The 26,609-nt window shown below is 57.3% G+C and carries 29 protein-coding genes; 13 read left to right on the top strand and 16 right to left on the bottom strand.

What is annotated here, in order from left to right:
• The first annotated feature begins 61 nt into the window (after positions 1-61).
• The 6 genes from AC1MEW_RS08985 to cyoE all read left to right on the top strand — a co-directional run bounded on the left by AC1MEW_RS08985 (position 62) and on the right by cyoE (position 6,241).
• Positions 62-571 carry a disulfide bond formation protein B gene (locus AC1MEW_RS08985; RefSeq protein WP_149658143.1) on the top strand — a complete coding sequence of 170 codons (510 nt, stop codon included), beginning with the start codon at positions 62-64 and terminating at the stop codon, positions 569-571.
• 800 nt (positions 572-1,371) lie between these two features.
• Entirely contained in the window at positions 1,372-2,316 is a 945-nt protein-coding gene (cyoA, locus tag AC1MEW_RS08990) for a ubiquinol oxidase subunit II (RefSeq protein WP_201206510.1), read from the top strand.
• Between the two features lie 3 nt (positions 2,317-2,319).
• Positions 2,320-4,350, top strand: coding sequence for a cytochrome o ubiquinol oxidase subunit I (gene cyoB / locus AC1MEW_RS08995; protein WP_201206508.1), 2,031 nt, complete (start codon positions 2,320-2,322; stop codon positions 4,348-4,350).
• Positions 4,351-4,353: 3 nt separating this feature from the next.
• Positions 4,354-4,980: a cytochrome o ubiquinol oxidase subunit III gene (locus tag AC1MEW_RS09000; protein WP_054613570.1), complete on the top strand. Its 627-nt coding sequence runs from the start codon at positions 4,354-4,356 to the stop codon at positions 4,978-4,980.
• Positions 4,980-5,342, top strand: coding sequence for a cytochrome o ubiquinol oxidase subunit IV (gene cyoD / locus AC1MEW_RS09005; protein WP_201206506.1), 363 nt, complete (start codon positions 4,980-4,982; stop codon positions 5,340-5,342). Before AC1MEW_RS09000 ends, cyoD begins: the two co-directional genes overlap by 1 nt.
• A gap of 11 nt (positions 5,343-5,353) precedes the next feature.
• Complete coding sequence (gene cyoE, locus AC1MEW_RS09010) at positions 5,354-6,241, top strand: heme o synthase (RefSeq protein WP_123410182.1); 888 nt, start codon at positions 5,354-5,356, stop codon at positions 6,239-6,241.
• Positions 6,242-6,589: 348 nt separating this feature from the next.
• On the opposite strand, the gene AC1MEW_RS09015 is transcribed toward cyoE, so the two are convergent.
• The gene (locus AC1MEW_RS09015; RefSeq protein ID WP_480426112.1) at positions 6,590-8,008 is read right to left on the bottom strand and encodes an aminotransferase-like domain-containing protein; all 1,419 of its coding nucleotides are present in this window, start codon (positions 8,006-8,008) and stop codon (positions 6,590-6,592) included.
• Positions 8,009-8,130: 122 nt separating this feature from the next.
• Between AC1MEW_RS09015 and AC1MEW_RS09020 the strand changes: the two genes are divergently transcribed.
• Positions 8,131-8,625 (top strand): RidA family protein, encoded by a 495-nt coding sequence (locus tag AC1MEW_RS09020; protein WP_201256282.1) that lies wholly within the window; start codon positions 8,131-8,133, stop codon positions 8,623-8,625.
• 132 nt (positions 8,626-8,757) lie between these two features.
• Positions 8,758-9,249: a RidA family protein gene (locus tag AC1MEW_RS09025; protein ID WP_201256283.1), complete on the top strand. Its 492-nt coding sequence runs from the start codon at positions 8,758-8,760 to the stop codon at positions 9,247-9,249.
• 75 nt (positions 9,250-9,324) lie between these two features.
• On the opposite strand, the gene AC1MEW_RS09030 is transcribed toward AC1MEW_RS09025, so the two are convergent.
• The 5 genes from AC1MEW_RS09030 to AC1MEW_RS09050 form a co-directional block, all read right to left on the bottom strand.
• Entirely contained in the window at positions 9,325-10,029 is a 705-nt protein-coding gene (locus AC1MEW_RS09030) for a hypothetical protein (RefSeq protein ID WP_322269595.1), read from the bottom strand.
• Positions 10,030-10,184: 155 nt separating this feature from the next.
• Entirely contained in the window at positions 10,185-11,300 is a 1,116-nt protein-coding gene (locus AC1MEW_RS09035; protein WP_480426116.1) for an alginate O-acetyltransferase AlgX-related protein, read from the bottom strand.
• A 12-nt stretch (positions 11,301-11,312) separates the two neighbouring features.
• Positions 11,313-12,794: an MBOAT family O-acyltransferase gene (locus AC1MEW_RS09040; RefSeq protein WP_480426118.1), complete on the bottom strand. Its 1,482-nt coding sequence runs from the start codon at positions 12,792-12,794 to the stop codon at positions 11,313-11,315.
• A 252-nt stretch (positions 12,795-13,046) separates the two neighbouring features.
• Positions 13,047-14,564, bottom strand: a complete 1,518-nt coding sequence (locus AC1MEW_RS09045) for a sensor histidine kinase (protein ID WP_480426120.1) — start codon at positions 14,562-14,564, stop codon at positions 13,047-13,049.
• Positions 14,561-15,277 carry a response regulator transcription factor gene (locus tag AC1MEW_RS09050; protein ID WP_480426122.1) on the bottom strand — a complete coding sequence of 239 codons (717 nt, stop codon included), beginning with the start codon at positions 15,275-15,277 and terminating at the stop codon, positions 14,561-14,563. The genes AC1MEW_RS09045 and AC1MEW_RS09050 overlap by 4 nt, the downstream gene beginning before the upstream one ends.
• Positions 15,278-15,428: 151 nt before the next feature.
• Between AC1MEW_RS09050 and msrB the strand changes: the two genes are divergently transcribed.
• The 3 genes from msrB to msrA are packed head-to-tail and all read left to right on the top strand — an operon-like array spanning position 15,429 to position 18,492.
• The gene (msrB, locus tag AC1MEW_RS09055) at positions 15,429-15,947 is read left to right on the top strand and encodes a peptide-methionine (R)-S-oxide reductase MsrB (RefSeq protein WP_201206497.1); all 519 of its coding nucleotides are present in this window, start codon (positions 15,429-15,431) and stop codon (positions 15,945-15,947) included.
• 42 nt (positions 15,948-15,989) lie between these two features.
• The gene (locus AC1MEW_RS09060; RefSeq protein ID WP_480426124.1) at positions 15,990-17,753 is read left to right on the top strand and encodes a cytochrome c biogenesis protein DipZ; all 1,764 of its coding nucleotides are present in this window, start codon (positions 15,990-15,992) and stop codon (positions 17,751-17,753) included.
• A 31-nt stretch (positions 17,754-17,784) separates the two neighbouring features.
• Positions 17,785-18,492 (top strand): peptide-methionine (S)-S-oxide reductase MsrA, encoded by a 708-nt coding sequence (gene msrA, locus AC1MEW_RS09065; RefSeq protein WP_201256287.1) that lies wholly within the window; start codon positions 17,785-17,787, stop codon positions 18,490-18,492.
• Here the strand turns inward: msrA and AC1MEW_RS09070 are convergent.
• The 4 genes from AC1MEW_RS09070 to AC1MEW_RS09085 all read right to left on the bottom strand — a co-directional run bounded on the left by AC1MEW_RS09070 (position 18,487) and on the right by AC1MEW_RS09085 (position 21,424).
• On the bottom strand, positions 18,487-18,984 hold the full coding sequence (locus AC1MEW_RS09070; protein WP_201256288.1) for a GNAT family N-acetyltransferase: 498 nt from the start codon (positions 18,982-18,984) through the stop codon (positions 18,487-18,489). The two genes, msrA and AC1MEW_RS09070, sit on opposite strands and share 6 nt — an antisense overlap.
• Positions 18,985-19,028: 44 nt before the next feature.
• Positions 19,029-19,433: a GNAT family N-acetyltransferase gene (locus tag AC1MEW_RS09075; protein WP_201256289.1), complete on the bottom strand. Its 405-nt coding sequence runs from the start codon at positions 19,431-19,433 to the stop codon at positions 19,029-19,031.
• Positions 19,430-20,443 carry a sensor domain-containing diguanylate cyclase gene (locus AC1MEW_RS09080; RefSeq protein ID WP_201256290.1) on the bottom strand — a complete coding sequence of 338 codons (1,014 nt, stop codon included), beginning with the start codon at positions 20,441-20,443 and terminating at the stop codon, positions 19,430-19,432. Before AC1MEW_RS09080 ends, AC1MEW_RS09075 begins: the two co-directional genes overlap by 4 nt.
• A gap of 75 nt (positions 20,444-20,518) precedes the next feature.
• A complete protein-coding gene (locus tag AC1MEW_RS09085) occupies positions 20,519-21,424 on the bottom strand; it encodes a LysR family transcriptional regulator (RefSeq protein WP_201256291.1) in 906 nt (301 codons plus the stop codon).
• Between the two features lie 102 nt (positions 21,425-21,526).
• On the opposite strand from AC1MEW_RS09085, the gene AC1MEW_RS09090 reads away from it, so the two are divergent.
• Positions 21,527-22,702 carry an aspartate aminotransferase family protein gene (locus tag AC1MEW_RS09090; protein WP_201256292.1) on the top strand — a complete coding sequence of 392 codons (1,176 nt, stop codon included), beginning with the start codon at positions 21,527-21,529 and terminating at the stop codon, positions 22,700-22,702.
• Between the two features lie 8 nt (positions 22,703-22,710).
• Here the strand turns inward: AC1MEW_RS09090 and AC1MEW_RS09095 are convergent, their stop codons facing one another.
• From AC1MEW_RS09095 to gcvA, 6 genes are all read right to left on the bottom strand, one after another.
• The gene (locus AC1MEW_RS09095; protein WP_201256293.1) at positions 22,711-22,965 is read right to left on the bottom strand and encodes a Txe/YoeB family addiction module toxin; all 255 of its coding nucleotides are present in this window, start codon (positions 22,963-22,965) and stop codon (positions 22,711-22,713) included.
• Positions 22,962-23,216 carry a type II toxin-antitoxin system prevent-host-death family antitoxin gene (locus tag AC1MEW_RS09100; protein ID WP_090180373.1) on the bottom strand — a complete coding sequence of 85 codons (255 nt, stop codon included), beginning with the start codon at positions 23,214-23,216 and terminating at the stop codon, positions 22,962-22,964. The genes AC1MEW_RS09095 and AC1MEW_RS09100 overlap by 4 nt, the downstream gene beginning before the upstream one ends.
• 197 nt (positions 23,217-23,413) lie before the next feature.
• Positions 23,414-23,998 carry a DedA family protein gene (locus tag AC1MEW_RS09105; protein ID WP_201256294.1) on the bottom strand — a complete coding sequence of 195 codons (585 nt, stop codon included), beginning with the start codon at positions 23,996-23,998 and terminating at the stop codon, positions 23,414-23,416.
• Positions 23,983-24,414, bottom strand: a complete 432-nt coding sequence (locus tag AC1MEW_RS09110; protein WP_480426129.1) for a bleomycin resistance protein — start codon at positions 24,412-24,414, stop codon at positions 23,983-23,985. The genes AC1MEW_RS09105 and AC1MEW_RS09110 overlap by 16 nt, the downstream gene beginning before the upstream one ends.
• Before the next feature lie 22 nt (positions 24,415-24,436).
• A complete protein-coding gene (locus AC1MEW_RS09115) occupies positions 24,437-24,940 on the bottom strand; it encodes a P-loop NTPase family protein (RefSeq protein ID WP_242486330.1) in 504 nt (167 codons plus the stop codon).
• A 32-nt stretch (positions 24,941-24,972) separates the two neighbouring features.
• Positions 24,973-25,890, bottom strand: coding sequence for a transcriptional regulator GcvA (gene gcvA / locus AC1MEW_RS09120; protein ID WP_201256297.1), 918 nt, complete (start codon positions 25,888-25,890; stop codon positions 24,973-24,975).
• Between the two features lie 104 nt (positions 25,891-25,994).
• On the opposite strand from gcvA, the gene AC1MEW_RS09125 reads away from it, so the two are divergent.
• Positions 25,995-26,603: a LysE family translocator gene (locus AC1MEW_RS09125; protein ID WP_201256298.1), complete on the top strand. Its 609-nt coding sequence runs from the start codon at positions 25,995-25,997 to the stop codon at positions 26,601-26,603.
• Positions 26,604-26,609 lie beyond the last annotated feature (6 nt).

A 26,609-nucleotide genomic window follows, 5' to 3' on the forward strand; every position in this document is an offset into this window, starting at 1 on the left:
CTCTCAACAGTCACGGTCTGCGTGTAGACTTCCGGCAATCGATATTTAGAAGGGAAACGCGATGAGTGACGAAACGATGCGATTGGGCCGTGAACGGCGTTATCTGGTGTTGCTGGGCATCATCTGCCTGGCATTGATCGGCGGCGCGCTGTACATGCAGGTGGTTCTGGAAGAGGCGCCGTGCCCGCTGTGCATCCTGCAGCGCTACGCGTTGTTGCTGATCGCGATTTTCGCTTTTATTGGCGCCGCCATGCGCACTCGTCGCAGTCTCACGGTGTTCGAGGTGCTGGTGGTGATCGCCGCGCTCGGTGGCGTTGCGGCGGCCGGGCATCATGTTTATACGCAGTTCTATCCGGCGGTCAGCTGTGGCGTCGATGTGCTGCAACCGATTGTCGACGGCTTGCCGCTGGCGAAGATCTTCCCGCTGGGCTTCCAGGTCGACGGCTTCTGCGACACGCCGTACCCGCCGATCCTGGGCCTGTCGCTGGCGCAGTGGGCGCTGGTGTCGTTTGTGCTGGTGGTGGTGCTGGTGCCGTTGCTGGTCTCGCGTAACCGCAAGGCGCTGCGCTAACCCGTCGCGCTAAACAAAAAACGCCCCGGTCCTCGTAATGAGGGCAGGGGCGTTTTGCATTTCAGAGCTCAGGTAAACAGATTGTGATGTGTGGCAGCGAAGGGGGTGCGACATGTGCGACATGTTGTCACAGCTTGAGTGTCGCAAGGCATTTCAAAAGGCGGAGTTCGTGCATAGCTACGCAATGAAATGACCGGTTTGGAGCCTCCACTCATTCAAACCCCATTGTGCTTAAACAGGCAGTTTTAACAGGGGCCGACGAAGCCTCAGAACCCTGCCAAATCGGGGGGTTAGAAGGGTCGCAGGAAGGCAAAGCGCCATGAAGGCTGTCTGAACTGTGGGTGGTAGCCCCACAAAATTTGGTGTTTTTGTTGAGAATTTATTTCGATACCATGCTGAACTTTTGCAAAATCCGTTAATGATTGTTGCTGGAACGGATAAAAATTATTTCGAGATGAGACATGGTTTATACAGCGCGACGTATCTACAATCGCCCGCACTGAATTCCCGGCACTGCTCTCGACTGAGCGGAATAGGGCGTCGAGAAGCTTAACGGCTTCATGCGACCTCCTGGTGTTGGTGCCTTTCCGACTATCCGCACCAAATGGAATTGGTCTGTAACAAGGCCTTTGACCACGAATTCGAATAAGAACTCACCGCTAGCCCAGGTTTTGTCGAACAGCGTCTGACGCGCGACGGGCAGCCCTTATTCAATCAAAGAAAATGCCAACCCTTGGCAGGGTGAAGTGTTGGCGATCAAAACCCAACTGCATTGCGCAAGCTGCTTTAGAGGTCGTGAGATGAGTAAAAACAGGTACCCCAGACTACTAGGCTTATTGCCGCTGATCGGCACGTTGTTGCTGTCAGGCTGCAACATGACCTTGCTCGACCCCAAGGGCCAGGTGGGCCTGGATGAGCGAAACCTGATCATCACCGCAACGCTGCTGATGCTGTTGGTCGTTGTGCCGGTCATCGTCATGACGTTCCTGTTCGCCTGGAAATACCGCGCTTCCAACCAGGACGCGGTGTACGCGCCTAAATGGTCGCACTCCACCAAGATCGAAATCGCGGTGTGGGCTGTTCCGGTCCTGATCATCATTGCCCTGGGTTACGTGACCTATAAGTCGACCCACGCACTGGACCCTTACAAGCCGCTGGAATCCGACGTCAAGCCGATCACCATTGAAGTGGTCTCCATGGACTGGAAGTGGCTGTTCATCTACCCGGAACAAGGCATCGCCACCGTTAACAAACTGGTGTTCCCGGCCAACACGCCAGTCAATTTCAAAATCACCTCCGACACCGTGATGAACTCGTTCTTCATCCCGGGCCTGGGCGGCCAGATCTACGCGATGGCGGGCATGCAGACCAAGCTGCACCTGATTTCCAACCAGAACGCTGAATACGACGGTATCTCCGCCAACTACAGCGGCGCGGGTTTCACCGGCATGAAGTTCAAAGCTATCGCCACTTCCCAGGCGGATTTCGATGCGTGGGTCAGTGATGTCAAGAAGGCACCTAAACAGCTGGAAAAAGCTGAATACGAAGCCCTTTCCAAACCAAGCCAGAACAACCCAGTCGAGCTCTACGCCTCGTTCACGCCAAACCTGTTCCAGATCATCCTCGACAAGTACGAAGGCATGAAACCGGGCAAGCCAATGGAACACGAAGGTAAAGAGCACGAAATGGCCACCATGGAAGGGATGGACATGAGTTCGCATTCAGCTGCCGGGGCAGAGGAGTAAACGATGTTTGGTAAATTAAGTTGGGAAGCGATCCCGTTCCACGAGCCGATTGTGATGATTACCATCGCCATGATCGCGCTCGGTGGTCTGGCGGTATTTGCTGCAATCACCTACTTCAAGAAGTGGACCTACTTGTGGACCGAATGGCTAACGTCGGTCGACCACAAGAAAATCGGCGTGATGTACATCATCGTTGCCATGGTCATGCTGCTGCGCGGCTTTGCCGACGCCATCATGATGCGTACCCAGTTGGCCATGGCCACCGAGGGTTCGCCTGGCTACCTGCCGCCTGAACACTATGACCAGATCTTCACCGCTCACGGTGTGATCATGATCATCTTCATGGCGATGCCATTCTTCACCGGCCTGATGAACCTTGCAGTGCCGCTGCAGATTGGCGCGCGTGACGTTGCCTACCCGTTCCTGAACTCCCTGAGCTTCTGGCTGCTGGTCTCCGGCGTCGTGCTGGTGAACGTGTCCCTGGGTGTCGGCGAATTCGCCCGTACCGGTTGGGTTGCGTATCCACCGCTGTCGGAACTGGGCTACAGCCCGGGCGTGGGTGTGGACTACTACATCTGGGCATTACAACTGTCCGGGCTAGGTACGACACTGACGGGGGTCAACTTCCTGGCCACCGTGCTGAAAATGCGTACCCCAGGCATGAAGATGATGGACATGCCTATCTTCACCTGGACCTGCACCTGGGCTAACGTCCTGATCGTGGCTTCGTTCCCGATCCTGACCGCTACCCTGGCACTGCTGACCCTTGACCGTTACATGGATTTCCACATTTTCACCAATGAACTTGGTGGCAATCCAATGATGTACGTGAACATGTTCTGGGCCTGGGGTCACCCCGAGGTTTACATCCTGATTCTGCCGGCGTTCGGGGTCTTCTCCGAAGTCATCTCGACCTTCTCCGGTAAGCGTCTGTTTGGCCATCACTCGATGATCTACGCGTCTGGCGCGATCTCGATCCTGGGCTTCATGGTTTGGCTGCACCACTTCTTCACCATGGGGTCGGGTGCCAGCGTTAACGCCTTCTTCGGTCTGGCGACGATGCTGATCTCGATTCCGACGGGGGTGAAGCTATTCAACTGGCTGTTCACCATCTATCGCGGTCGTCTGCAGTTCACCAGCCAGGTTCTCTGGACCCTGGGCTTCATGGTGACCTTCGCCATCGGCGGCATGACCGGCGTACTGCTGGCCATCCCGGGTGCTGACTTCGTCCTGCACAACAGCCTGTTCGTGATCGCTCACTTCCACAACGTGATCATCGGCGGCGCCGTGTTCGGCTACATCGCTGGTTTCGCCTTCTTCTTCCCTAAAGCGTTCGGCTTCAAGCTGCACGAAGGTTGGGGCAAGGCAGCGTTCTGGTTCTGGATCTCGGGCTTCTTCGTCGCGTTCATGCCGCTCTATGCACTGGGCTTCATGGGCATGACCCGTCGTCTGAACGCCACCACCAACCCTGAGTGGGTGCCTTACCTGCACGTTGCATTGTTCGGCGCGTTCATGATCGCTGTCGGCATTGCCTGCCAGTTGATCCAGCTGTACGTCAGTGTGCGTGACCGCAAGAAGCCAGAGAACATGTGCGAACACGGCGATCCGTGGAATGCCCACACGCTGGAATGGTCGACCTCGTCGCCACCGCCGTTCTACAACTTCGCCGTACTGCCGAAAGCCCCAGGCATCGACCCGTTCACCGAAGCCAAGGAAAACGGTACTGCGTACCAGACTCCGGTCAAGTACGAGCCGATCCACATGCCAAACAACACCGCGACCGGCCTGGTCATGGGTGCTCTGTTGACCGTGTTCGGTTTCGCGATGATCTGGCACATCTGGTGGATGGCCATCTTCGGCCTCGCCGGTACCGTGATCTACTTCGTTATCCATGCTGCCCGTGATGACCAGGGCTATATGGTGCCGGTCGACGTGATCGAGCGCATCGAAGCCGAGCAGCACAAGCGTCTGGTAGCGGCCGGGAAAGTCCCAGCTGGCGCCACCCGTGTTGAAACCTCGTTGGAACAGGCTTAAACCATGTCGAACTTAGTGACCAATGCTGGACACACCCATGTCGATGAACATGGGCACGATGACCATCACCACGACTCGGGCGAGATGACCGTATTCGGTTTCTGGCTCTACCTGATGACCGACTGCATTTTGTTTGCGTCGATCTTCGCGGTGTACGCGGTACTGGTTAACAACGTAGCGGGTGGCCCGTCGGGCCACGACATCTTCGAACTGCCATACGTGCTGGGCGAAACCGCCTGCCTGTTGCTCAGCTCGATCACCTACGGCTTCGCCATGCTGGCGTTGTTCAAGGGCAACAAGAAGGCAGTGTTGGGCTGGTTGGCCATCACCTTCCTGTTCGGCCTGGGCTTCATCGGCATGGAGATCAACGAGTTCCACAAGCTGATCTCCGAAGGCTTCGGCCCTAGCCGCAGCGGCTTCCTGTCCGGGTTCTTCACCCTGGTCGGCACCCACGGTCTGCACGTGACCAGCGGTCTGATCTGGATGGCGATCATGATGTATCAGGTCAACAAGCACGGCCTGACGTCGACCAACAAGACCCGCCTGAGCTGCCTGAGCCTGTTCTGGCACTTCCTGGACGTGGTGTGGATCTGCGTATTCACCGTTGTTTACCTGATGGGGACCCTGTAATGGCTAATGCAGCTCACTCAAATCATGGCCACGATGCCCACGGCCACGACAGCCACGACGATAGCCATGGCAGCGTAAAGTCCTACGCCATCGGCTTCATCCTGTCGGTAATCCTGACGATCATTCCGTTCGGCCTGGTGATGTACCCATCGCTGCCGAAAGTCTGGACGCTGTGGATCGTACTGGCCTTCGCAGTGATCCAGGTGCTCGTTCACCTGGTGTACTTCCTCCACCTGGACCGCTCTGCCGCCCAGCGTAACAACGTGATTGCGTTTGTGTTCGCTGCGATGGTGATCGTCCTGCTGGTTGGCTTGTCGCTGTGGATCATGTTCAGCATCCACACCGTCATGATGGCGCACTGAGGAAAGTCCGGATGTCCTTTAAGCACTTTATCCAAATCACCAAACCGGGGATCATTTTCGGTAACGTGCTTTCTGTGGCAGGCGGGTTTTTCCTGGCCTCGAAAGGGCATGTCGATCTGGCCATATTCCTGGCCGCCATGATCGGCACGTCCCTGGTGGTGGCTTCCGGTTGCGTGTTCAACAACTGCATCGACCGCGACATCGACCTGAAGATGGAACGCACCAAGAACCGGGTGCTGGTCCAGGGCTTGATCTCCCTGAAACTGGCCCTGATCTACGCGACCGTCCTGGGCATCGCCGGCGTTGCACTGTTGTACAAGGTGGCCAACCCGTTGGCCGCGCTGTTCGCCGTGATCGGTTTTGTCATCTACGTCGGCTTCTACAGCCTGTACCTCAAGCGCAAGTCGGTTCACGGCACGCTGGTGGGCAGTCTGTCGGGCGCCATGCCGCCGGTGATTGGTTACGTTGCCGTGACCAATAGCTTCGACATGGCCGCGCTGACCCTGCTGGTGATGTTCAGCCTGTGGCAGATGCCGCATTCCTACGCCATCGCAATCTTCCGCTTCAACGATTACCTGGCCGCATCAATTCCGGTGCTGCCAGTGAAGCGCGGGATCCAGGTCGCCAAGAAGCACATCCTGCTCTACATCCTGGCATTCCTGGTCGCGACCTTGATGCTGACCTTCAGCGGCTACGCCGGCATGAGCTACCTCGCCGTCGCCGCGGCCATGGGCATGTACTGGTTGTACATGGCCTGGACCGGTTACAAGGCAGTGGATGACACGGTCTGGGCACGCAAGCTGTTCGTGTTCTCGATCTTCACCATTACCGCGCTGAGCGTGATGATGTCGCTGGACTTCAAAGTGCCGAGTGAGCTGTTGCTGACTTATGCGCCTTAAGGTTTAGCCGCTGTACGAAAAGCCCCGCCCTTCGAGAGATGGAGCGGGGTTTTTTATTGGGTTTCTTTTGGTGGACCGAGTTGCCGCTTTCGCGAGCAGGCTCACTCCCACATTGGATTGGCGTTGCGGCTACTTCTTGTGATCGACGCTGAACCCCTGTGGCGAGGGAGCTTGTCGGAATGCCGCGCCACCCCGTTCGGCTGCGCAGCAGTCGTAAAACCTGCTAATGCGGTGTGGCTGATGAAATGCAGGGGAGTGCTTCGCACTCCAACGGGGGCAAGCCCCCTCGCCACAGGAAGCTCGTTTGCCACAGGATTTGTGTCAGGCAGTTAAGCGTGCAGTGGTCGGTTATTTTTTGGGTGTGTCGAGCAACCGGAAGAATCGCTCTCGCACCTGTGGATGATCGCTGTGCGCCACGTTGAATCGCAGGAATTGGCTGGCATCCGGGGCTTTGCTGAGCAAGGTGCCGGGTGCGAGGACGAGGTCGCTTTCCAGACCTTTGCGAGCCAACGTTTCGGCATGCAGCCCTGGCGGCAAACGCGTCCAGATAAATAGGCCTTCACCGGGCAGTGACGACACTGAACAACCCGCCTCGACCAACCATCGCGCCACCCGGCTGCTCGACTCATACAGCCGATCCACCGTGCGCCGTGCATGCTTGGCATAGCTGCCGTTGCTGAGCATCGTGCAGATGATCTGCTCGGCGAATTCCGAGGTCACACCGCCACAACTTATCTTCAAGGTGATCAACCGTGCAGCCAGTTGCGGCGACAGCACCGCATAACTGACCCTGCTGTTGGCCGTCAGTGTCTTGGAGAACCCGGACACATAACTCACATTCTCCAACCCGCTCGCCGCCAGACGCGGGGTACGACGCTGTTGAAGGTCGCCATACAAATCATCTTCGACAATGTGCAAGCCATAGCGATGACTCAACTCCAGCAACCGATACACCTGGGCCGGGGAGAACGAGTGCCCGGTCGGGTTATGCAGCGTGCTGTTGGTCATGTACAGAACGGGTTTGTGGGCGATCAGCAGTTGTTCAAAGGCTTCCAGGTCCATGCCGTCGCAATCCCGGGCGATGGTGATGACCTTGGCGCCATGCAGGGCGAGGTTGGTGTGCAGGTTGAAGTAGCAGGGGTCGTCGAGCAGCACCGTGTCGCCGGGTTTGATCAGCAGGCGCATCAGCAGGTCGATGGCTTGCATGGTGTTGGCGGTGGTGATGATCTGTTCTATCGGCACGTCGATGCCGAAGGTCGACAGTTTGACCCGCAAGGCCTGACGTAGCGGCAGATAACCGCCGATGACGCCATATTCGCCCATGCGTAGAGCCGTGGTGCGCAGGGTGCCGCGCACGGCTTTGAGCAATTCTTCGGCGGGCAGCCAGGAGGACGGCAAGAATCCGCAGCCGGGGCGCAGGGCACCGTTGTCCAGCAGCACGGCGCGGCGGATCACGCTGAGGGTGTCTTGGGGTTGCAGGTCCGGCCCGGGGGCCGTCGCAATCGTGGTGTTGGAGCGGTGCACGTAATGCCCCGAACCCTGGCGGGAAACCACCAAACCCTTGGCGCGTAAGCGGTCCAGGGCATCGACGACTGTCGACTTACCCACGTTCAGCAACTCGGAGAGCTCGCGGATCGGCGGCAGCTTGGTGCCGTGGGGCAGGCCGCCCTGACTGATGGCAACGGACAATTGATCGACGATCTGCTGCACCAGCGGCACGCCCGCCTGAAACTCGATGGCGGCGATCACCGCGCGTTGAGCCTGCATTTTACTGGTCTCCCTGGCAGTAAAGTTCGCTGGATTCTATACGAACTTGCTCTGATCAAGACAAGCGTCTGTGCCTACCATCAACGGCGCGTTTTGCATGATTGATTAAGAAGGTTCCGTAAATGATCAAGCCCACCACCCGCGACGAACGCTTCATCGAGCTGGCCAAAGAGCTCGGTTTCGACATCTACGACGAGAACGCCGTCGGCGGCCATTACGCCCCGCTGATCAGGCATGACGATGAACTGTATGTCAGTGGTCTGGTGCCACGCATGAACGGAAAAATTCAGTACCCCGGGCGAGTGGGGCTGGAACTCAACCTGGCGGATGCGCAAGCGGCCGCCAGCATCAGTGCAATCCGCGCACTGGCTCTGATCATGGGTGCCGTCGGTTCGCTGGATAGCATCAAGTCATTGCTTCGCGTAACGGTCTTTGTGAAATCAACCTTTGATTTCGTTGATCTCAGTGAAGTGGCGAACGGCGCGTCGGATGTCTTCACTCATGTGCTGGGCGACGCCGGTAAACATACCCGAACGACCGTCGGTGTTTATCAACTGCCGAAAAACGCCCCCATCGAAGTGGATTTGATCGCGGCGTTGCATCCATCGGCGTTGTAGATGAAATCACGGACTAAAAAGCCCCGGTTATTCGGGGCTTTTTCATTCAATTGCGTGGTGGAGAGTGGCCTTGGTCTAATCTTTTGAAAGTAGGGGTTGTTGATGGATTGATAAACAGGTTGGGGCAGGGAAATGACTGAACACATGACTTGCGATGAGCGCTACATCGCCCTGGCATTGGAACTCGGTTATGACATTTACGGTGAGAGCATCGCCGACTGGCATTACGCGCCGCTGGTTCGGCATGACCATGAACTGTATCTCAGCGGTCTGGTGCCGCGTGTGCATGGCAAGGTTCAGTACCCCGGCAGAGTCGGTCTTGAGCTGACCCTGGCCGATGCTCAAACCGCCGCCAGCATTTGTGCGATGCGCGGTCTGGCGTTGATTGTCGATGCCATCGGCTCGCTGGACAAAATCAAGTCGCTGCTGCGCGTCACGGTCTATGTAAAGTCCACGGCGGACTTTGTTGATCTGAGTGAAGTGGCCAATGGTGCGTCGGATGTGTTCAGCCATGTGCTGGGTGATGCCGGCAAACATACACGCACGACGATTGGGGTGTATCAACTGCCGAACAACGCGGCAGTTCAGCTGGATATGATCGCTGCGTTGCGCCCTGCAACGTGAAGTTCCAGGCAACAAAAAGCCCCGCACTGAGTTTCAGTACGAGGCTTTTGGTTTTTGCAGCAATGCTGAATCGTATTACTGCGCGGCGATGCTGTAACCATCAAACGCGGTTTGCTGCTGCAGCGCAGTGATGATGTTTTTGCGGTTCACCGCTTGTTCGGTCCCGGCATTGTCCAGGAAGGTTTCGCTTTCCAGTTCCGCTTCCTCACCTTCGCCAACAAAGGTAAAACCGAGGAATTCCAGGGCCTCACGGTCAACGTTCAGGCGCGAGCGCGGGGTGCGCAGCGGCAGGGTGACGTTCACGCCATCCTTGCTGATGGTGAACACTTCGACTTCTTTCTTGGCCCGAGCGGTCTTGCTCTTGCCGCTGCTCGGGTTGCTGATGGCTTGATGCGTCTGGTTCAGCACCGTCAGTGCCAAGCCGTAGACGATTTCCTGAAACGCCGGGTCGTCCTTGAAACTGGACAGAATGCGGCTGATCGGGAATTTGCTGCTCAGGTCTTCCAGGGCTGCAATGTCGGAAGCCTCGGCATCCTTGAGTTGCTTGAGTTCGCCCATCAGTTCGTAGGCTTTATCGTCATCGAAGCTGTCGTGAGCCTGGCGAATCGCGGTGCGCAGTTCGCGGATCTGGTCGCTTTCGCGAGTGGACTGGAAAGCGTCCAGCACCATCTCACTGATGGTCTTGGCCTGTGGCACATGCTGTGAAAGATTGATGGAGTTTTCGTATTCCGCTTTGGACGACAAGGTGACTACGGATTCAGCGGTGTTGGAATCGGACATTGAAATTTCACTACTTCTTTTAACTTGAGTTGAGGCGAGAAAGCGCTAGGCCTTTTCAGGGGGCCTAATCTATTGGACCGAGGCGACGTTGTCACGAGTGAACCGGTGAGCGGGGGAAATAATCTGGTCCAGGAGCGCAACGGTACCCTGTCGCATTACGGTGTGGATTCGTCAGGCAGCGGGGCAAGCGTCTGGAAAAAAACACCGCGGGAGTCCCGCTCGACGACCGTAATAAAAACGTAGTCGGGTTGGTAGCGTTCGACCAACTCTGCCAGCGCGCCAGGCTTTAGAGCCAAATAGTGCACCTGAAGCGTGTCACTGAAGGTGGCTGCCATGAACGGCGCCATGGCGGCGCCGAATGAGTCGCGGAGCCATAACACTTTTTTAGAATTCAGCGCCTGTGTCGACCTCATCAGCAGCGGCGTCATCGGCGCTTCCACCGGTCCATTCTGCCCCGTAAAGACAACATTGCCGGATTCGAAGTCATAGTGCTCGAGGGGCATGGCGTAGTCGGGGAGGTCCAGTATGACTTCTTGATCTGACAGCGAAGTTTGAATTCGCAGAAAGTTTGCCAGGTCTCCGCCAAGACGTTCCGCTGTGGTTGAGAATGCCCCTTCAGGTTTCTGCGGCCATTTGAGGTCGGGTTGAGCGGTTGCCAGATTTTTTGAAAACTCATGAAAAGCCACCCACGCGCCGAGATTATTCCAGTGTGTATCTGTCCTGTAATACAGCGGGTGCGGGTAGCTGTCTTTTTCCTGGCGTAATTTTCTTGCGGGATTTATGTAAATGTCTGACTGGACTCGATTCGTTAAAGCGTCGGTTAAAGAAGTGGGAGCATGCTTTGACCAGTCCGGTAAGTACTCTGGATAAATAGAGTCCTTGTCCGGCCCCAGAATGATTCGAAACGCGTCTACACCTTGATGCTTGAACCATGTATCCCAGGACTCAGCCGATTTGGCCAGGCGCTCGGCGATGTCTGTATCTTCGGCTTTTATCCCCAGGCGTTTCACTGTTATCGAATCGGCATAAGCATCTCCCAGATATAACCACCCTTCTTTTCCGATGATTGCTCGCGCTGGGTCAACGGACACGCCCAGTGGATAGAGAAGTTTTCCGAACGCCGGAAGTGTGAAGTCCATGTTGTACAGTACTTTGCGTTTCCACCATTTTCCGGTGTGCGGTGTAGTGAAAACGTTGTATAGGTTGATGGCTGGGACAATAAGTAATATCAGTGTTAGTGCAATCAGGAATAGGCAGAGCTTTTTTTTCATGGTGGGCGCCGATTAAAAATTGAAATACAGGAATACGGTGCTGGTGCTCTGTATGGTCGAATACAGTGCAGTGCTAAATAGCGCCAGCATCCCTGTAAACTTTGGCCAGCCGAATCTGGATTTTACCGTAAGGTCGATGGCGTTCTTTTGGGCGATGATTAGAAACGCGATAGCAATCATGATGAGGGGGATCAGGTTGGCCGCCAGACCAAGAGGCATATTTTCAATCAAACGGTCAGAGAAGTGTCCTCCCCAAGAAAGATTCGACGTGGGTATATCGTCGACAGATACGCTATTGATCGAGCCGATATCGATCATGCCGTACAAGATTCGAGTCGCATCCTCCAGCGAGTCCGCTCTGAAAAATACCCATGTAATGTTGATGAACAAAAAGGTCACAAGCCAGGCTATCCAGGTGGGCAAACGCATACCCAGTTGGCTCCATATTCTATGCACTACAAGCGCTCCGCCGTGCAATACGCCCCAGATGACGAACATCCAACTGGCGCCGTGCCACAAGCCTCCCAGGGTAAAAGTGATCATCAGATTTAAATACAGGCGGGTTCGTGAACAGCGATTCCCACCCAGTGGCACGTACAGATAATCCCGAAGGTAACGACTCAGGGTCATATGCCAGCGACGCCAGAAATCCTGGATGTTCAGCGATTTATAAGGGGAGTTGAAATTGATGGGCAACCAGATGTTGAACAACAGGGCCGCACCAATCGCCATATCGCAATACCCGCTGAAGTCAAAATACAACTGAAAGGTATACGACAGGCTGGTTGTCCAGGCGCTGAAAAAATCCTGAGGAGCGCCATTGGCAAATCCAGCATCTGCCCATATGGCAAATGTATCTGCAATCATGATTTTTTTGAAAAGACCGATACTGAAAATAAAAAGTCCCATCAGGACATTTTTGTAGCGGATTGCGAGCGTCCAACGAGACTGGAACTGGCTCATCATTTCCTTGTGGTGAAGAATGGGGCCGGCGATCAGGTGAGGGAAGAAGGTAACGAATAAAGCGTAATTGATGAAGTCGTATTCCTTGGCTTGGCTACGATAACTGTCTACCAGAAAGGCTATTTGGGTGAAGGTGTAGAAACTTATTCCCAGTGGCAATATAAGTTGCTGGAAGTGGAGCGTCGTTCCGGCGACGGTGTTGAGATTATCTATAAAGAAATTCGCGTATTTGAAGTAAGCAAGCAGCATCAGGTTGATGGTGATGCCGATTATAAGAGTTGTTTGTTTGCTGAGGATAATATGAGTGGTTTGTGTTACCGGCGAGACAAGCTTGCCAATAAAAAAATTTAGCGTGATGGAACCTATTAGCAGTGGAAGATAAGCGACACTCCAGTATCCGTAAAACAGCAGGCTTGCAACAACGAGCCACAGTTTTCCAATTGCAATAAGTCGGTATTTGTTAAGGATAAAATAAAAACAGAACACAGTAGGCAAATACAAAAATATAAATTTTGTAGAGCTGAATATCATTGGGCTACCTTGGGTTTCAGCGGCGGATAAGACCGGCTGAATGGTGAGGTTGTTGTATTTCGGTTTTAGTAGCGCGGGATATTGAACGTATTTTCGACGCGTGAGTAGTGGGTGTGTGGTGTGGTTTTTAAACTAAGGAAGTTTCCTACATGTTGTTCAGAAAAAGATCTCATTTTTATTCAGGGGGATTTCAAGCGCAACGGAGTTGACGGATGTCATTGCGACTTACGACTGTCATCGCGCCTGCCCCGACTATTTCCCCGGCGAATTCAGATTCATCGAACGAACCACCCCTTGTTCGGCTGTTTGTTCGTCCACGGGCAACGTGAAGCGGAAGGTTGCGCCACGCCCAGGCACATCGATCAACTGGATATCGCGGCCATGCAGTTGCAGGATCCGATGCACGATCCGCAGCCCCAACCCACCATCGCGCCGTGCGCCGCCAATATTGAACGGCCGCAGGAACAGCCCTTCACGCAGTTCGGCGGCGATGCCGGGGCCGGTATCGCTGATGGTCACCTCAACGAAAGAGCCTTGCGGCCGCAAGCTGAGTTCGATTTCACCGCCCTGAGGCGTATGGCGCAGGGCATTGTCGAACAGGTTGGTCAGCACCCGTTCGATCAGCCCCAGGTCAGCACAAGCGGCTGAAATGTTGGGGGCGAAGGTCGCCTTGAGTTCCACTTGGCGTGCTTCGGCGGTGAGTTCGAATTTCTGGAAGATGTCCTGCACCAGGTCGGTCATGGAGAAACGTTCCAGTATCGGCTGCACGAAACCGTGCTCCAGTCGTACCAGTTCCAGCAGCGATTGCGCCAGGCCACCGACCTTGCGGCTTTGATCGAGGGCGATGCCCAGATAACGGCGGCGGTCTGCGGGAGACAGCGTGGCATCCTTGAGCGACAGGGTTTCCAGATAGCCGTGCAGCGAGGCCAGCGGCGTGCGCAGGTCGTGGGAGATGTTCGCCACCAGTTCGCGGCGTTCCTGGTCCTGCCGGGTCAGCGAACGCCATTGCTCACTGAGGCGGGTTTGCATCTGCCGGAACGCGGCGTCGAGTACGGCAATCTCATCGTGGCTGGCAGCTTTTTCAACCGATGCTGGTGCGGACGGTGTGACCGGCACGCCGTCGATGTCGAACTGGCTGACGGTTTCGGTCAGGCGCCGCAAGGGCCGGGTAATCAGGGCAAAGGCTGTAAGGCCGGCAATCAGGCACAACAGCGCCACCAATCCGATGGACAGTAGGGCCGTGTTGAGCGCGGCGCTGGTTGCACCGCGTTCGGCGAAGCGGTCGTGTTCTTCACTCAGCAACACCACATACAGATAGCCCGCCGGTTTACCGTCGACCTGCAACGGTGCAGCGCTGAAGACCTTGCGGCCATCGATGCTGCGCGGGTCGTCACCGAGAATCGGCAGCGCATCGCCCTTGAGCAAACGCTGGATCGGCAGCAGATCGACTTGCTCGCGGCGTATCCGTCCTTCAGGCGCGGCGCTGCCGACAATCCGTCCCTGACTGTTCAGCAGATAAACCTCGACGCTCGGGTTGACCAGCATCAGTTGGCTGAACAGATCGCGCACGGCATTGGGCATCAGGCCTTTGCTGTCCATCAGCACGGTGTCGTGGGCGATGTGCTGGGCCAGGTCCCGGGACAACCCCTGCACCACTTCCAACTCATGCATCTGATTGGAGCGCACCTGCATCCATGCCGAGGTGCCGCAGCACACCAGCAGCAACACGGCGAACACCAGGGACAGGCGCTGTGTCAGGGTCAATCTCATGACGGGTCCTCGGGTGCCGCGAATTTATAACCACGTCCCCACACCGTGAGGATGCGCACCGGTTGTGCCGGGTCGGTTTCGATCTTGGCCCGCAGGCGATTGATGTGGGTGTTGACCGTGTGCTCATAGCCTTCGTGGCTGTAGCCCCACACGGCGTTGAGCAGGTCCATGCGCGAGAACACCTTGCCCGGTTGGCGGGCGAAGAAGTAAAGCAGGTCGAACTCCCGTGGCGTGAGGTCCAGGCGCCGGCCGTCGAGGGACACTTCGCGGGTGATCGGGTCGATGGACAGGCCATCGACGATCAGGCTGCCGGCGTCCATCTTCAGGTTGCGGGCCATGGCGTCGACCCGTCGCAGCAGTGCCTTGACCCGTGCCACCAGCTCCAGCATGGAAAACGGTTTGGCCAGGTAATCGTCAGCGCCCAGCTCCAGGCCCAGGATGCGGTGCAGTTCGCTGGAGCGCGCACTGGTAATGATGATCGGCGTATAGCGGGCCATGGCCCGGGCGCGGCGGCAGATTTCCAGGCCGTCGACGCCGGGCAGCATCAGGTCGAGGATCAGCGCGTCCCAGCTTCCTTGCTGCAACAGGCGCATGCCTTCGTCCCCGTCGGCGCAATGCACGACCTCGAACTGCTCATCGCGAAGATGCAGGCAGATAAGGTCGGCGATGTGCAAATCGTCCTCGACCACCAGGACGCGTTTGGTCTGTTCCATGAAGCTCAATCCTTTGCAGCGAATGGGCACATTGTGCGGGTTTTCCTCAGGGGGAGTTATCACGAATTGTTTAACTTCCCGTGAGGATTTGGCGATCAACCCAAGCCTAGGCTGTGTTCCATGACAGGCACCTGGAATTTTGGAGACGGCCATGTTTTCACGCAGACAATTTCTTTTAACGAGCGGTGGGCTGGGGGCTGCAGCCCTGGTGATTGGTGTATTGCCAAAATTTGCGGCGAGCACCGCGCTGGTCAGTGATGCCAGCGCGGCTGAGGCTTTCGAGGTCACGCACACCGACAGCGAATGGCACGCCATCCTCAGCGCCGAACAGTACGAGATCCTGCGCGAAGAAGGTACCGAGCGGGCCTATACCAGTCCGTTGAACGATGAGCACCGCGCTGGCACATTCGCTTGCGCCGGGTGTGATCTGCCGGTGTTTTCATCCGAGACCAAGTTTGACAGCCGCACCGGTTGGCCGAGTTTCTGGAAACCGTTGGACAAGGCCGTGGCCACGCGTCAGGACCGCTCCTTCGGCGTGGTGCGCGAAGAGGTCCACTGCCGGCGTTGTGGCGGTCATCTGGGCCATGTCTTCGACGATGGGCCAAAACCGACGGGGCTACGCTATTGCATGAATGGCCTGGCGATGACCTTTAAGCCACAGACCACTTGATCCACGGGCACTCCTTTCTCTCTCTTGATGCAGGTCGACACTATGTGGCTTTTGATTCTCTCTTATCTCGGTGGTGTGCTGACGATTGTCAGCCCGTGCATTCTGCCGGTATTGCCCTTCGTCTTCGCGCGTACCGGGCAGCCGTTTATGAAAAGCGGCTTGCCGCTGCTGGCGGGTATGGCCATGACCTTCGCGCTCGTCGCGTCGCTGGCGGCAGTGGGTGGTGGTTGGGTGGTGCAACTCAATCAGTACGGTCGCTGGGTCGCGTTGGTGTTCGTTGCGCTGTTCGGGCTGACGCTGTTGTTGCCACAACTGGCCGACCGCTTGACCCGGCCACTGGTGGCGGCGGGCAGTCGGTTGTCGGAAGTGGCGGGCGCAGATGCCCGGCCACGTCCCGGCGCTTCGTTCCTGATCGGTGTCGCCACGGGCCTGCTCTGGGCGCCTTGTGCCGGACCCATTTTGGGGTTGGTGCTGACCGGTGCCGCGCTGCAAGGGGCAAGTATCGGCACTACGTTGTTGCTGCTGGCGTACGCCGCTGGTGCGGCAACGTCCCTGGCCGTGGCGCTGCTGTTGGGCGGTAAGGTTTTTGCGGCGATGAAGCGTTCCATCGGCGCTGGCGAGTGGGTACGACGTGGGCTCGGTGCGCTGATGCTGGCGGGTGTGGCGGCTATCGCTCTGGGGCTGGATACCGGGATTCTGGCGCGGTTTTCGACCGCGTCTACCGGCGGTATTGAACAGGCATTGGTCGGGAAACTGGCCGGTAAATCGCCGAGCAACAGTGAACCGATTTCGACCTCTGGTGGTGTGATGCAAGTGGCGGATAAAACACCCGGCACGTTACCCGTTGAAGGCAACCTTCCACCGCTGGACGGCGCCGTGCAATGGCTTAACTCGCCACCACTCACCGCCGAGGCGTTGAAGGGCAAAGTGGTGCTGGTGGATTTCTGGACCTACTCCTGCATCAACTGCCTGCGCACCCTGCCATATGTGAAGGCCTGGGCCGAGAAGTACCGCGATCAGGGGCTGGTGGTGATTGGCGTCCATGCGCCGGAGTTTGCCTTCGAACGTAATGTCGGCAACGTCACCAAAGCCATGAAGGACCTGGGTATCAACTACCCGGTGGCCATCGATAACGATTTCAAGATCTGGCGTGCGTTCAACAACGAGTACTGGCCGGCGCACTATTTTGCCGACGCTCAGGGGCGCATTCGTTATCACCACTTTGGCGAAGGCGAGTACGCCGAGTCGGAGCGGGTGATCCAGCAATTGCTCAAGGAAGCCGGGGCGACGAAGGTCGCGGACGGGCTGATCAATGCCAGCGCCAAGGGGGTTGAGCTCGCGCCGCAGATGAACGAAGTCAAGTCCCCGGAAACCTATGTCGGCTATCAGCGGGCGGAGAATTTCGTACCTGAAGCGAGCCTCGCGGCGGACAAGGTCGCCACGTACAACCCGCCGGCCCAACTGGCCCTCAACAACTGGAGCCTGGGCGGCCAATGGAATGTCGGGTCGGAGCGAGCCACTGCAAGCGCGCCGGCCAGTCGCATCGTCTACCGCTTCCATGCTCGGGATCTGCATCTGGTCTTGGGGCCAGGATCAGATGGCAAGCCAGTGCGCTTCAAAGTGCTGATCGACGGCAAGGCCCCGGGTGAGGCTCACGGTACTGACGTGGCGCCCGATGGCAGCGGCAGTGTGACCGAACAACGCTTGTATCAGCTGGTGCGTCAGTCCGGCGATGTCACGGACCGCACCTTCAGCATCGAGTTTCTCGATCCGGGCGTCTCGGCGTATGCCTTCACGTTCGGTTGATAGCGATCTCATTTTCCAAGGAGTCAGCCCCATGAAAACCTTATTCACCTGGCGCCGTACCTTGCTGGCCCTGGCTGCGACCAGCGTTATCGGTCAATGCTCGGCGTTCTCTTTCGGTGCCTCTGAAGACGCCGTGGTTATTGCGCCACCCGCACTCGATGAAACCACCCAGGCCCACAGCGAAACGGCAGTCTTTGCCGGCGGTTGCTTCTGGGGTGTGCAAGGCGTGTTCCAGCACGTCAAAGGCGTGAAGAAAGCCGTCTCCGGTTATGCCGGTGGCGCGGCCAACACCGCTCAATACGAGCGGGTCAGCGATGGCGACACCGGTCATGCGGAATCGGTCGAAGTCACCTTCGACCCTACTCAGGTCAGCTATGGCACCTTGCTGCAAATCTACTTCTCGGTGGCCCATAACCCGACGGAGCTCAACCGTCAGGGGCCTGATAGCGGCACCCAGTATCGCTCGGCAGTTTTCCCGGAGAACGCTGAACAGCAACGCGTCGCCAAGGCCTATATCGCCCAACTCGACGCCGCGCATTCATTCAACAAACCCATCGTCACTAAACTGGAAACCTACAACGGCTTCTACCCGGCGGAGGATTATCATCAGGACTTCCTCACCGAGCATCCGACCTATCCGTACATCGTGATCAACGATATGCCGAAAGTGGCGCAGTTGAAGCAGCTGTATCCGGATCGGTATCAGGAGAAAGCGGTGTTGGTGAAGGCAGGGTCATAAATGTGATTCGTTCAGGCGCTTGCCCATTTCGAACGCTCGCATCTCATAACCCAGTTCTTCATACAGCCGCAGTGCCGGAGCGTTGAATGCCCAAACGGTGAGTCGAAGATCCGAGGCGCCCTGTTGGACGGCCCAGGCTTGAGCGCGCTCCATCAAAGCACGCCCAACGCCTTGGCCACGAGCATTGTCGTCAACACAGACCGAGCCCACCCGGCCCACCTGTTGATTCTGAATCAACGGGCTGTTGAACGAAGTGACTTGCACGGTGATGAACCCGATCGCTTTGCCAGCCTGCTCGGCGAGGAAGGTCACCTGATGCTCGCTGTCGAGATAGGGCTGCCAGTGAGCGCTGTCCCGTGCGAAGTCCTCGGTGGCCGGCGCATAGATGTCCGGTCGTTCACGGTGGTGGAGGCTGTTGAGTTGTTGGCCCAGTTCGCAAATGGCGAGGAGATCGTCCGGAGTCGCCCGGCGATACAGGGGAGGGGATGTCATTGGCTTTCCTTAGCGTTTAATTGTGTAGGTGAAGGCACGTTGAGTTACTTGCTACGCGAACGCTCCATGGCAATGGTCGATGTCTCAAAACCCAGACTGGAGAAAAACTCCGAAGCACCTTCCCGGCCTGCACGCAGCACCCAAGTGATGTCGCGGTTTTCACCCATGACATGCTCAACCAGCGCGCGGCCAACACCTTCACGTCGATGCTGCCCACACACGACCACCATCGACAGATAACCGTTGGACAACCCATCGGTAATGCCTCGCGCAAATCCGACGATCTGCGAACCCTTCATGGCAACGGCCGTGCGTTGGGAGTGGGTGATCAGTTGCGCGAAATACTCGGCTGAACCGGTGCGGTGGCCCCAGCCATTGTCTCCAAGAAACAACCAGACGGATTCGATTTGCGAAGGCTTTACATCGCGGACATGCCAGGCAGTCGTCATCCTGAAATCACATTCTTGCCCATCACCTTGGACCGATACAGCGCCTGATCGGCCCTGGCCAGCAGTCCGGTCTGTTGTTCCTCGTCAAAGCGCTGAGCCACGCCAAAACTCATGGTCACCTGAAAGTCCCCGACCGGCAGCAGGCTCGCCAGGCCCAAACGGATTTTTTCAGCGACCTCACGGGCATCGGCCAGCAGAGTATTGGGCAGGATCATGATGAATTCGTCGCCGCCCCAGCGGGCCAGAATATCGCCTTCGCGTACACAGCTTTTCAGGCACTCGACCACATGCACCAACGCCGCATCGCCCAACGCGTGGCCGTAGTGATCGTTGATGGTTTTGAAATCGTCGATGTCCATGGCGATCAGCGACAGCGGTAGGCGGAAGCGCTGGGCGCGGTCGCACTCCTGAGGCAGGGCTTTTTCCAGGCGATAGCGATTGGCAACCGAAGTCAGTGCATCGGTTTCTGCCAGTTTGCGGTTTTCTTCGAGTTGGATTTGCAGCTGTTGATTGACCCGGGACAGCTCACGGGTGCGTTCTTCGACGAGGGCTTCGAGGGAGTGATTGCGTCGCTCCAGTTCTTCGAGCAGGCGCTTCTTGTCTTCGATGCTGCGGTGCGCCCCGACCATCCGCGCCACCGAGCCATCGGCATTGCGGGCCAGGATGTAGCCGCGATCTTCGATCCAGATGTAGGAACCATCCTGCATGCGGCAGCGATACTCGGCCTGATAGCCGGGCGTGCGCTGACTCAGGTAGTCGTCGAACGAGGCCATGACCCGCGAATAATCGTCGGGGTGCATCACGGTTTCCCAAGTCAGCACCGTGTTGTCGAGGGAGTGCGGCGCGTAGCCGAGCATCTCGTACCACCCGGGATTGCGATAGACGAAACCGGTGTTGGCGTTCCAGTCCCAGATGCCATCGCTGACCAGTTCCATAATGGTGTGCAGCATGTCTTCGTTGAAGTCCGACAGATTGAACTTCAACGATTCGATATTCGATGCGTCGCCCATCACCGCTCTCCTTGCCGCCCTTATATCGATGTCTTTTGCCCGCCGAGCAGAGTAGTCCATGGCACATCGGCGCCGCTAGTACTTGCCCCACATCTGCATGGCGAAGTCGACGAAGCTGCGCAGTTTTGGCAACCGGTAGCGATCCTGGGCGTAGACCAGATGCATTGGCCGGCTCGGCAGTTGGTAGTCCTGCATCAAGGCCACCAGTTTTCCGTCCTTCAGGTCTTGCTCCACCAGTGCGTCGGGGACCATCACGATGCCCATGCCGGTTCGCGCCGCTTGATGCAGGCCCGCCGAGCTGTTGATCAGCATCGGGCCGCTGACCGCCACAAGGACCTCGCCTTCGGGGCCGGTCAGTCGCCACTGTTTTTCCACCGAGTGCCAGTCATCTCCGGCCGGATAGGCAAAGGCCAGGCAGTCGTGGTGTTGCAGATCTTCGGGTTTTTGCGGTGTGCCCCGACGCGCGAGGTACTCCTTGGAGGCGCACATCGTCAGGGTGTAGTCGATGAGGGGGCGGGCAATCATGTTGGACGGCTCGATTGCGCCCAGGCGAATGGCTGCATCGAAGCCGTTCTCCAGCAGATCCGGGCGGCCGTTGGTGAGCACCACGTCGAGCTTGACCTGCGGGCAGCGCAAAGCGAATTCGCTGAGTGCGGGCGCGAGCCGCTCAGTGCCAAAGGTCAGCGGCGCGGTGATGCGCAGCGTGCCGCTCGGCTCGTCGAGGGTTTGTTCCGCCAGGCGTTCAGAGTCGGCCACCAGCCCCAGCACTTCGAGGCAGCGCTGATAATACGCGGTGCCAAACTCCGTCAAGCGCTGGCGCCGGGTCGTACGGTTGAGCAGACGCACGCCGAGACGTTGCTCCAGGGCGCGCAGGTGATTGCCAACCATGGTCGTGGACATTTCGCACTGCAATGCGGCGGCGGTCATGCTGCCGGTTTCCACCACGCGGACGTAAACGGTCATTGCCTGGAACAGATCCATTATCAAGCTCAGCTTTTAAATGATTAAAGTATTGCAGCGTTTATCCAGCTCAGGTGGCTAACCATACTGCAAAAACACCGACCATTGCTGGAGCTTGATGCCATGACCACCGCCTGCCTGATGACCACTTACCAACCGCTGGCCCTGAGTTTCATCAAAGGCCTGGGCACGCGCCTGTGGGATCAGGCCGGTCGCGAGTATCTGGACGCAGTGGCGGGCGTAGCGGTGACCAACGTTGGTCACTCTCATCCAAAAATCGTCTCGGCCATCAGCGAACAGGCCGGGTTGCTGTTGCACACCTCGAACCTTTACAGCATCGACTGGCAGCAGCGACTGGCGGAAAAACTGACTCGGCTATCGGGCATGGAGCGGGCGTTTTTCAATAACTCGGGTGCCGAAGCCAACGAGACGGCGCTGAAACTCGCACGGCTTTACGGCTGGCACAAAGGCATCGAGCAGCCGCTGGTGGTGGTCATGGAGAACGCCTTCCACGGCCGGACCCTCGGCACTTTATCCGCCAGCGACGGCCCGGCGGTACGCCTGGGTTTCAATGAACTGCCGGGGGATTTCGTCAAAGTGCCGTTCGGCGACCTCAACGCTTTGGACAAAGTGCAACAGGCCCACGGCCCAAGGATCGTGGCCATCCTGATGGAGCCGATCCAGGGCGAAAGCGGTGTGCAACTGGCGCCGCCCGGTTACCTCAAGGCTGTGCGCGAACTCTGCAACCGGCGCTCGTGGCTGTTGATGCTCGACGAAATCCAGACCGGCATCGGCCGCACCGGCCAATGGTTCGCGTTCCAACACGAAGGCATTGTCCCGGACGTCATGACCTTGGCCAAAGGCCTGGGTAACGGCGTACCCATTGGCGCCTGTCTTGCTCGGGGCCGAGCGGCGGACCTGTTCACCCCCGGCAGCCATGGCAGCACGTTCGGCGGTAACCCACTGGCCTGCCGGGTCGGTTGCACTGTGCTGGACATCATCGAAGAACAAGGTCTGTTAGAGAATGCCCGGTTGCAAGGCGAACGCCTGCTCGCCAGATTACGCGTCGAACTGGCCGATGACCCGAACGTCCTGGCGATCCGCGGCCAAGGCTTGATGATCGGCATCGAACTCGCCCAACCGATCCGCGACCTGACCCTGATCGCCGCACGGGATCATGGCCTGCTGATCAACGTGACCCGCGGCAAAACCATTCGCCTGCTGCCACCGCTGACGATTGATGAGCGGGAAGTGGAGATGATTGTTAGAGGGGTTTGCCGGGCGCTGATATCGGTCTGAATCTATATTCAGTAGTGGTATCTGCACATCACGATTTGAACCGTGTCATCGTCAATCGCATAGACCAAGCGATGCTCAGCTGTAATCCGGCGGGACCAGAAACCACTCAGATTGTGTTTGAGAGGCTCCGGCTTACCGGGTCCGTTGAAAGGCTCACGCTGAATCGCTTTGATCAACAAGTTGATCCGTTTGAGCCCGGCCTTATCGTTTTGCTGGAACCACAGATAGTCGTCCCAACCTTCAGGAGTGGACTCGATATTCATTCTTCGATGAGTTGCCTGGCTTTGGTTTTCCCTGCCCGCAGGTTGCTGATCGATTTGATCAAGCGTTCAGCATTGGCTGGGGAACGGAGCAAATATGCGGTCTCTTCTAGCGCGTTGTACTCCGCCAAAGACATCATCACCACGGGTTCACCCTTCTGCCGGGTCACCAACAATGGCGCACGGTCTTCGTTGACCCGATCCATGGTTTCGGCCAGATGTGCACGCGCGGTGGTGTAGTTGATTGTTTGCATGGTGTAGTCCTCGCTCAATGCAAAGAACGTACAAAAATGAGTACAGGATGACAAGGCGATACCTACGAGTGGTCGTTACGCAGACGATGCATCCACGCTTGTACTGAGTATCGCCGAAGGTTCTTCGAGACGTTTCCGCAACCGCTGTAATCCCATTCCGATAGTCATGTGGTCGCCCCTAATGTCTTTGGAGCGACTCACAAAACGCGACGCTCTTTGACCTTCTTGCGCCAATGCCGAACCAGCGCAATCACCATCGCCAACACCACAACCCCCAGTGCAATCGGCAGGCGATAGGGTTTCAGATTGCCCAACATACTGTGCAGCGCTTCGCCGGCCCAGTATCCAGCGCTGGCGAACACGGTGGCCCAGACCACGGCGCCCACCGCATTCAACAGCGTGAACCGCAACGGCGACAGGCCACTGGCTCCAATGACCATCGGCCCGACCAGCCGCATGCCATAGAGAAAACGCACGGCAAACACCGAGGTCGACGGGTAACGCGCGATCAACCCTGTCACTCGATCAATCGACGCTTGTTGGCGCTTCAGGCGCGGCAACAGTCGTCCGCCGAAATAACGTCCGCTCCAGAACAGCAACTGATCGCCCAACATCCCGCCCAGGCTGGCCCAGCCAATCACCGGCCACAGGTGTAGCAAGTGTTGATGAGCCGCCATGCCACCCAGAATCAGGATGGTTTCGCCCTCCAGCAAACAGCCGAAGAACACTGCCCAATAGCCGTAAGTGGCCAGCAGATAGTGGAGATCTATGTGTTCAAACATGGTCGTTCCCCAAGACTTTCCACCAACCGGACCAAGTATCCGTCCGGATCCTGAACCAGAAACTCACGCTGGCCGACTTCGACCGCATCCGCGCGATACCAGACATCGGCGCAAGGACGAAACATCGGCCATTGAACTTCGGCCAGCCGCTGGAGAATTGGTTCGACTGAATTGACGGTGATCTGAAAATTGATGCCGCGCCCCAACGGTGCTTCCAACGGACCGGAAAGCCATTGGTCTTCGTTTGGGTCGTATTGCTCAAGCATCAGTTGAATGCCACGTTGATCGAGGTAGGCGAAGCCAGCTTCCGGGCGTTCGTAGGCGATGTTGAAACCGATCAGCGAGGTCCAGAAGTGCAGGCTTTTATGGAGCTCGGTGACCATCAACTCGGGGACTAACTTGCTTCGTGCAAACATACGCATCCTTGGGTGATTGGGGTCAGTCGGGTTGTTGCATTGCACTCATAAACGCAGTGATGTCAGCCTGGCCCGTCAGTTGAAGTTTCGAGCCGGCGAACCCTTCGTACAGCCGTAGATGGCCCGAAAATCCGCTGGACCCTTCGCGACTATGATAGCTGCCGGCCCATTCCAGTAACGCTATCAGCAACGCGTCGTTGGCGTCGCGTTGCGCCTCTCGTTGATGAATCCGGGCCACGCAATCGTCGTCTTCCAGATTCAGCCAGATCAGCGCAGTCGCTTGAGGCAGGAGTTCGCTGACGATCCAGCCGTAAACGCCCTCAATCACCCAAGCCTCTTCACTGGCAGCCACTCGCGCCATGCCCAAGGCTTCGGCGCGAGGGCGGGCGATGCTGTGTTCGTCTGAAACCCAGTGAATCAAGTCAAGATCAGTCCACTGCACGTGCTGCTGTTCGGCCAGTCGCTGGGCCAGCCAACTTTTGCCTGAGCCAGAGTTGCCGATGATCAGGGTTCGGGTGAGGTTCATGCTGTGATGTTTGTTCCTACTCATAAAGCCGTTTACTGCAATGGCAATTTTGGGCCGTTATCCGCGACATCCTGTTGGATCCTGGAGAACATCCAGTCAATAAAGACCTGCGCGTCGCGCCCGGCGTCCTGTGAGACGCCGTAGTAATAGCGGGTCAATGGCAGCCGCAGTTCGGGAAAAGGGCATATCAGGCGCCCGGTGGCCAAGTCCTTTCCCAACAGAGAGGTCGGGCACAGCGCAACGCCGAGCCCATCAACGGCAGCTTGAAGTACCAGGTGCATGTGATCGAACTTCAGCACCGGTTGATGGCGCCGTATGGCAATGCCCGCGTGTCTGGCCCAGTTCTGCCAGTCCAGACTGCGAGTACGGCCGGTCAACAACGTGTGCTCAAGCAGGTCTCCAGGGCTGTTCAGCGGTGTGTTTTGAATCAGCGAAGGGGTCGCCACCAGAATAATGTCGTCGTCCAGAAGGACCTGCGGCTGGATGTTGTTAGCCCAATCGGTTTCACCTCGCCGGATGACCACGTCGAAGCGTTCTCGGGTCTGATCCGGGGACAAGGTGCTGGTGACAACCTCAGGCTGAATATCGGGATGCAGCGCCATGAACGCAGGCAACCGTGGGATCAGCCAGCGCACCGCGAAGGAGGGGCGCACATTGATTTTTACCTTGCGCACCCCCCGTGCATTTTTCAGGTTCGTCGCCGCATTGGCGATCTGAGCCAGCGCCAGGCTGACTTGCTCGTAGAACGCCTGACCGGCGGGCGTCAGCAATGATTGCCGGGTTCGGCGTTCAAACAACAACACACCCAAATGCTCTTCAAGCAACTTGACGTGGCGGCTGACGGCACTGTGGCTGACATGCAGCTCTTCGGCTGCGCGGCTGAAGCTCTCATGGCGAGCGGCGGCGGCAAAGGCGCGAACGGCATTGAGTGGGGGAAGGTTGGCGATCATGTGTCTAATTTAGTCACATATGAGGCGCAATTAAAGCGTTTGTCAGGCTTGTTTCGTCCCGCCAATCTGCAGCCGTTCAGAGGATTGCGGATCAGGAGCCAAGCATGGCCAGTTACGGACTGTTTTTGATACTTGCCACGTTAACCGTACTAAGCCCCGGCCCCGGTGTGGTGTTGACGATTTCCAATGCGTTGCGTCATGGCTGGGCGGGCTCGCTGCCGGGCATTTGTGGTATCGCCTTGGGGGCGTTTATCGTTGCCGGGATTTCAGCCAGCGGTGCAGGACTGATTCTCGCGACGTCTGCAACGGCTTTCACAGTGTTGAAGTATGCGGGCGCGCTGTACCTGTTGTACCTGGGGATCAAGATGTGGCGAACCCAGCGTTTTATCCCCGAACTCAGCGTTACGTCCTCTCGTCCATGGCGCCGGTTTGTCGAAGCCTTGTCGATTCAATTACTGAACCCCAAGGCCGGCTTCTTTTTTCTGGCGGTGTTTCCTCAGTTCATCAAACCGACCGGAAACTATTACGCTCAGTTCTTTTTGTTGGTGTCTTCTTACAGCCTGCTGGTGGTGTTGGTCCATAGCGGTTACGCACTCATGGCCAATGGCGCGCGTGGCTGGCTCTCCACTGCGCGCGGCGCCAGGATTGCCGGAAAACTGTCCGGCATGACTTTCTTTGGTTTCGGCGTATTGATGGCGTCTGCCACTAAATAGCCTGGG

Source organism: Pseudomonas sp. ASL4 (genome assembly GCF_056680395.1).

Coding starts and splice junctions, on each gene's coding strand:
- AC1MEW_RS09090 (WP_201256292.1), top strand. CDS start 21,527: ATGACCACCGCCTGCCTGATGACCACTTACCAACCGCTGGCCCTGAGT.
- AC1MEW_RS09050 (WP_480426122.1), bottom strand. CDS start 15,277: ATGGAACAGACCAAACGCGTCCTGGTGGTCGAGGACGATTTGCACATC.
- msrA (WP_201256287.1), top strand. CDS start 17,785: ATGAAAACCTTATTCACCTGGCGCCGTACCTTGCTGGCCCTGGCTGCG.
- AC1MEW_RS09045 (WP_480426120.1), bottom strand. CDS start 14,564: ATGAGATTGACCCTGACACAGCGCCTGTCCCTGGTGTTCGCCGTGTTG.
- AC1MEW_RS09015 (WP_480426112.1), bottom strand. CDS start 8,008: ATGCAGGCTCAACGCGCGGTGATCGCCGCCATCGAGTTTCAGGCGGGC.
- cyoB (WP_201206508.1), top strand. CDS start 2,320: ATGTTTGGTAAATTAAGTTGGGAAGCGATCCCGTTCCACGAGCCGATT.
- AC1MEW_RS09095 (WP_201256293.1), bottom strand. CDS start 22,965: ATGAATATCGAGTCCACTCCTGAAGGTTGGGACGACTATCTGTGGTTC.
- AC1MEW_RS09115 (WP_242486330.1), bottom strand. CDS start 24,940: ATGAACCTCACCCGAACCCTGATCATCGGCAACTCTGGCTCAGGCAAA.
- AC1MEW_RS09105 (WP_201256294.1), bottom strand. CDS start 23,998: ATGTTTGAACACATAGATCTCCACTATCTGCTGGCCACTTACGGCTAT.
- AC1MEW_RS09060 (WP_480426124.1), top strand. CDS start 15,990: ATGTGGCTTTTGATTCTCTCTTATCTCGGTGGTGTGCTGACGATTGTC.
- cyoE (WP_123410182.1), top strand. CDS start 5,354: ATGTCCTTTAAGCACTTTATCCAAATCACCAAACCGGGGATCATTTTC.
- AC1MEW_RS09000 (WP_054613570.1), top strand. CDS start 4,354: ATGTCGAACTTAGTGACCAATGCTGGACACACCCATGTCGATGAACAT.
- AC1MEW_RS09035 (WP_480426116.1), bottom strand. CDS start 11,300: ATGAAAAAAAAGCTCTGCCTATTCCTGATTGCACTAACACTGATATTA.
- AC1MEW_RS09070 (WP_201256288.1), bottom strand. CDS start 18,984: ATGACATCCCCTCCCCTGTATCGCCGGGCGACTCCGGACGATCTCCTC.
- gcvA (WP_201256297.1), bottom strand. CDS start 25,890: ATGATCGCCAACCTTCCCCCACTCAATGCCGTTCGCGCCTTTGCCGCC.
- AC1MEW_RS09025 (WP_201256283.1), top strand. CDS start 8,758: ATGACTGAACACATGACTTGCGATGAGCGCTACATCGCCCTGGCATTG.
- AC1MEW_RS09125 (WP_201256298.1), top strand. CDS start 25,995: ATGGCCAGTTACGGACTGTTTTTGATACTTGCCACGTTAACCGTACTA.
- AC1MEW_RS08985 (WP_149658143.1), top strand. CDS start 62: ATGAGTGACGAAACGATGCGATTGGGCCGTGAACGGCGTTATCTGGTG.
- msrB (WP_201206497.1), top strand. CDS start 15,429: ATGTTTTCACGCAGACAATTTCTTTTAACGAGCGGTGGGCTGGGGGCT.
- AC1MEW_RS09110 (WP_480426129.1), bottom strand. CDS start 24,414: ATGTTTGCACGAAGCAAGTTAGTCCCCGAGTTGATGGTCACCGAGCTC.
- AC1MEW_RS09030 (WP_322269595.1), bottom strand. CDS start 10,029: ATGTCCGATTCCAACACCGCTGAATCCGTAGTCACCTTGTCGTCCAAA.
- cyoD (WP_201206506.1), top strand. CDS start 4,980: ATGGCTAATGCAGCTCACTCAAATCATGGCCACGATGCCCACGGCCAC.
- AC1MEW_RS09040 (WP_480426118.1), bottom strand. CDS start 12,794: ATGATATTCAGCTCTACAAAATTTATATTTTTGTATTTGCCTACTGTG.
- AC1MEW_RS09085 (WP_201256291.1), bottom strand. CDS start 21,424: ATGGATCTGTTCCAGGCAATGACCGTTTACGTCCGCGTGGTGGAAACC.
- AC1MEW_RS09100 (WP_090180373.1), bottom strand. CDS start 23,216: ATGCAAACAATCAACTACACCACCGCGCGTGCACATCTGGCCGAAACC.
- AC1MEW_RS09075 (WP_201256289.1), bottom strand. CDS start 19,433: ATGACGACTGCCTGGCATGTCCGCGATGTAAAGCCTTCGCAAATCGAA.
- cyoA (WP_201206510.1), top strand. CDS start 1,372: ATGAGTAAAAACAGGTACCCCAGACTACTAGGCTTATTGCCGCTGATC.
- AC1MEW_RS09020 (WP_201256282.1), top strand. CDS start 8,131: ATGATCAAGCCCACCACCCGCGACGAACGCTTCATCGAGCTGGCCAAA.
- AC1MEW_RS09080 (WP_201256290.1), bottom strand. CDS start 20,443: ATGGGCGACGCATCGAATATCGAATCGTTGAAGTTCAATCTGTCGGAC.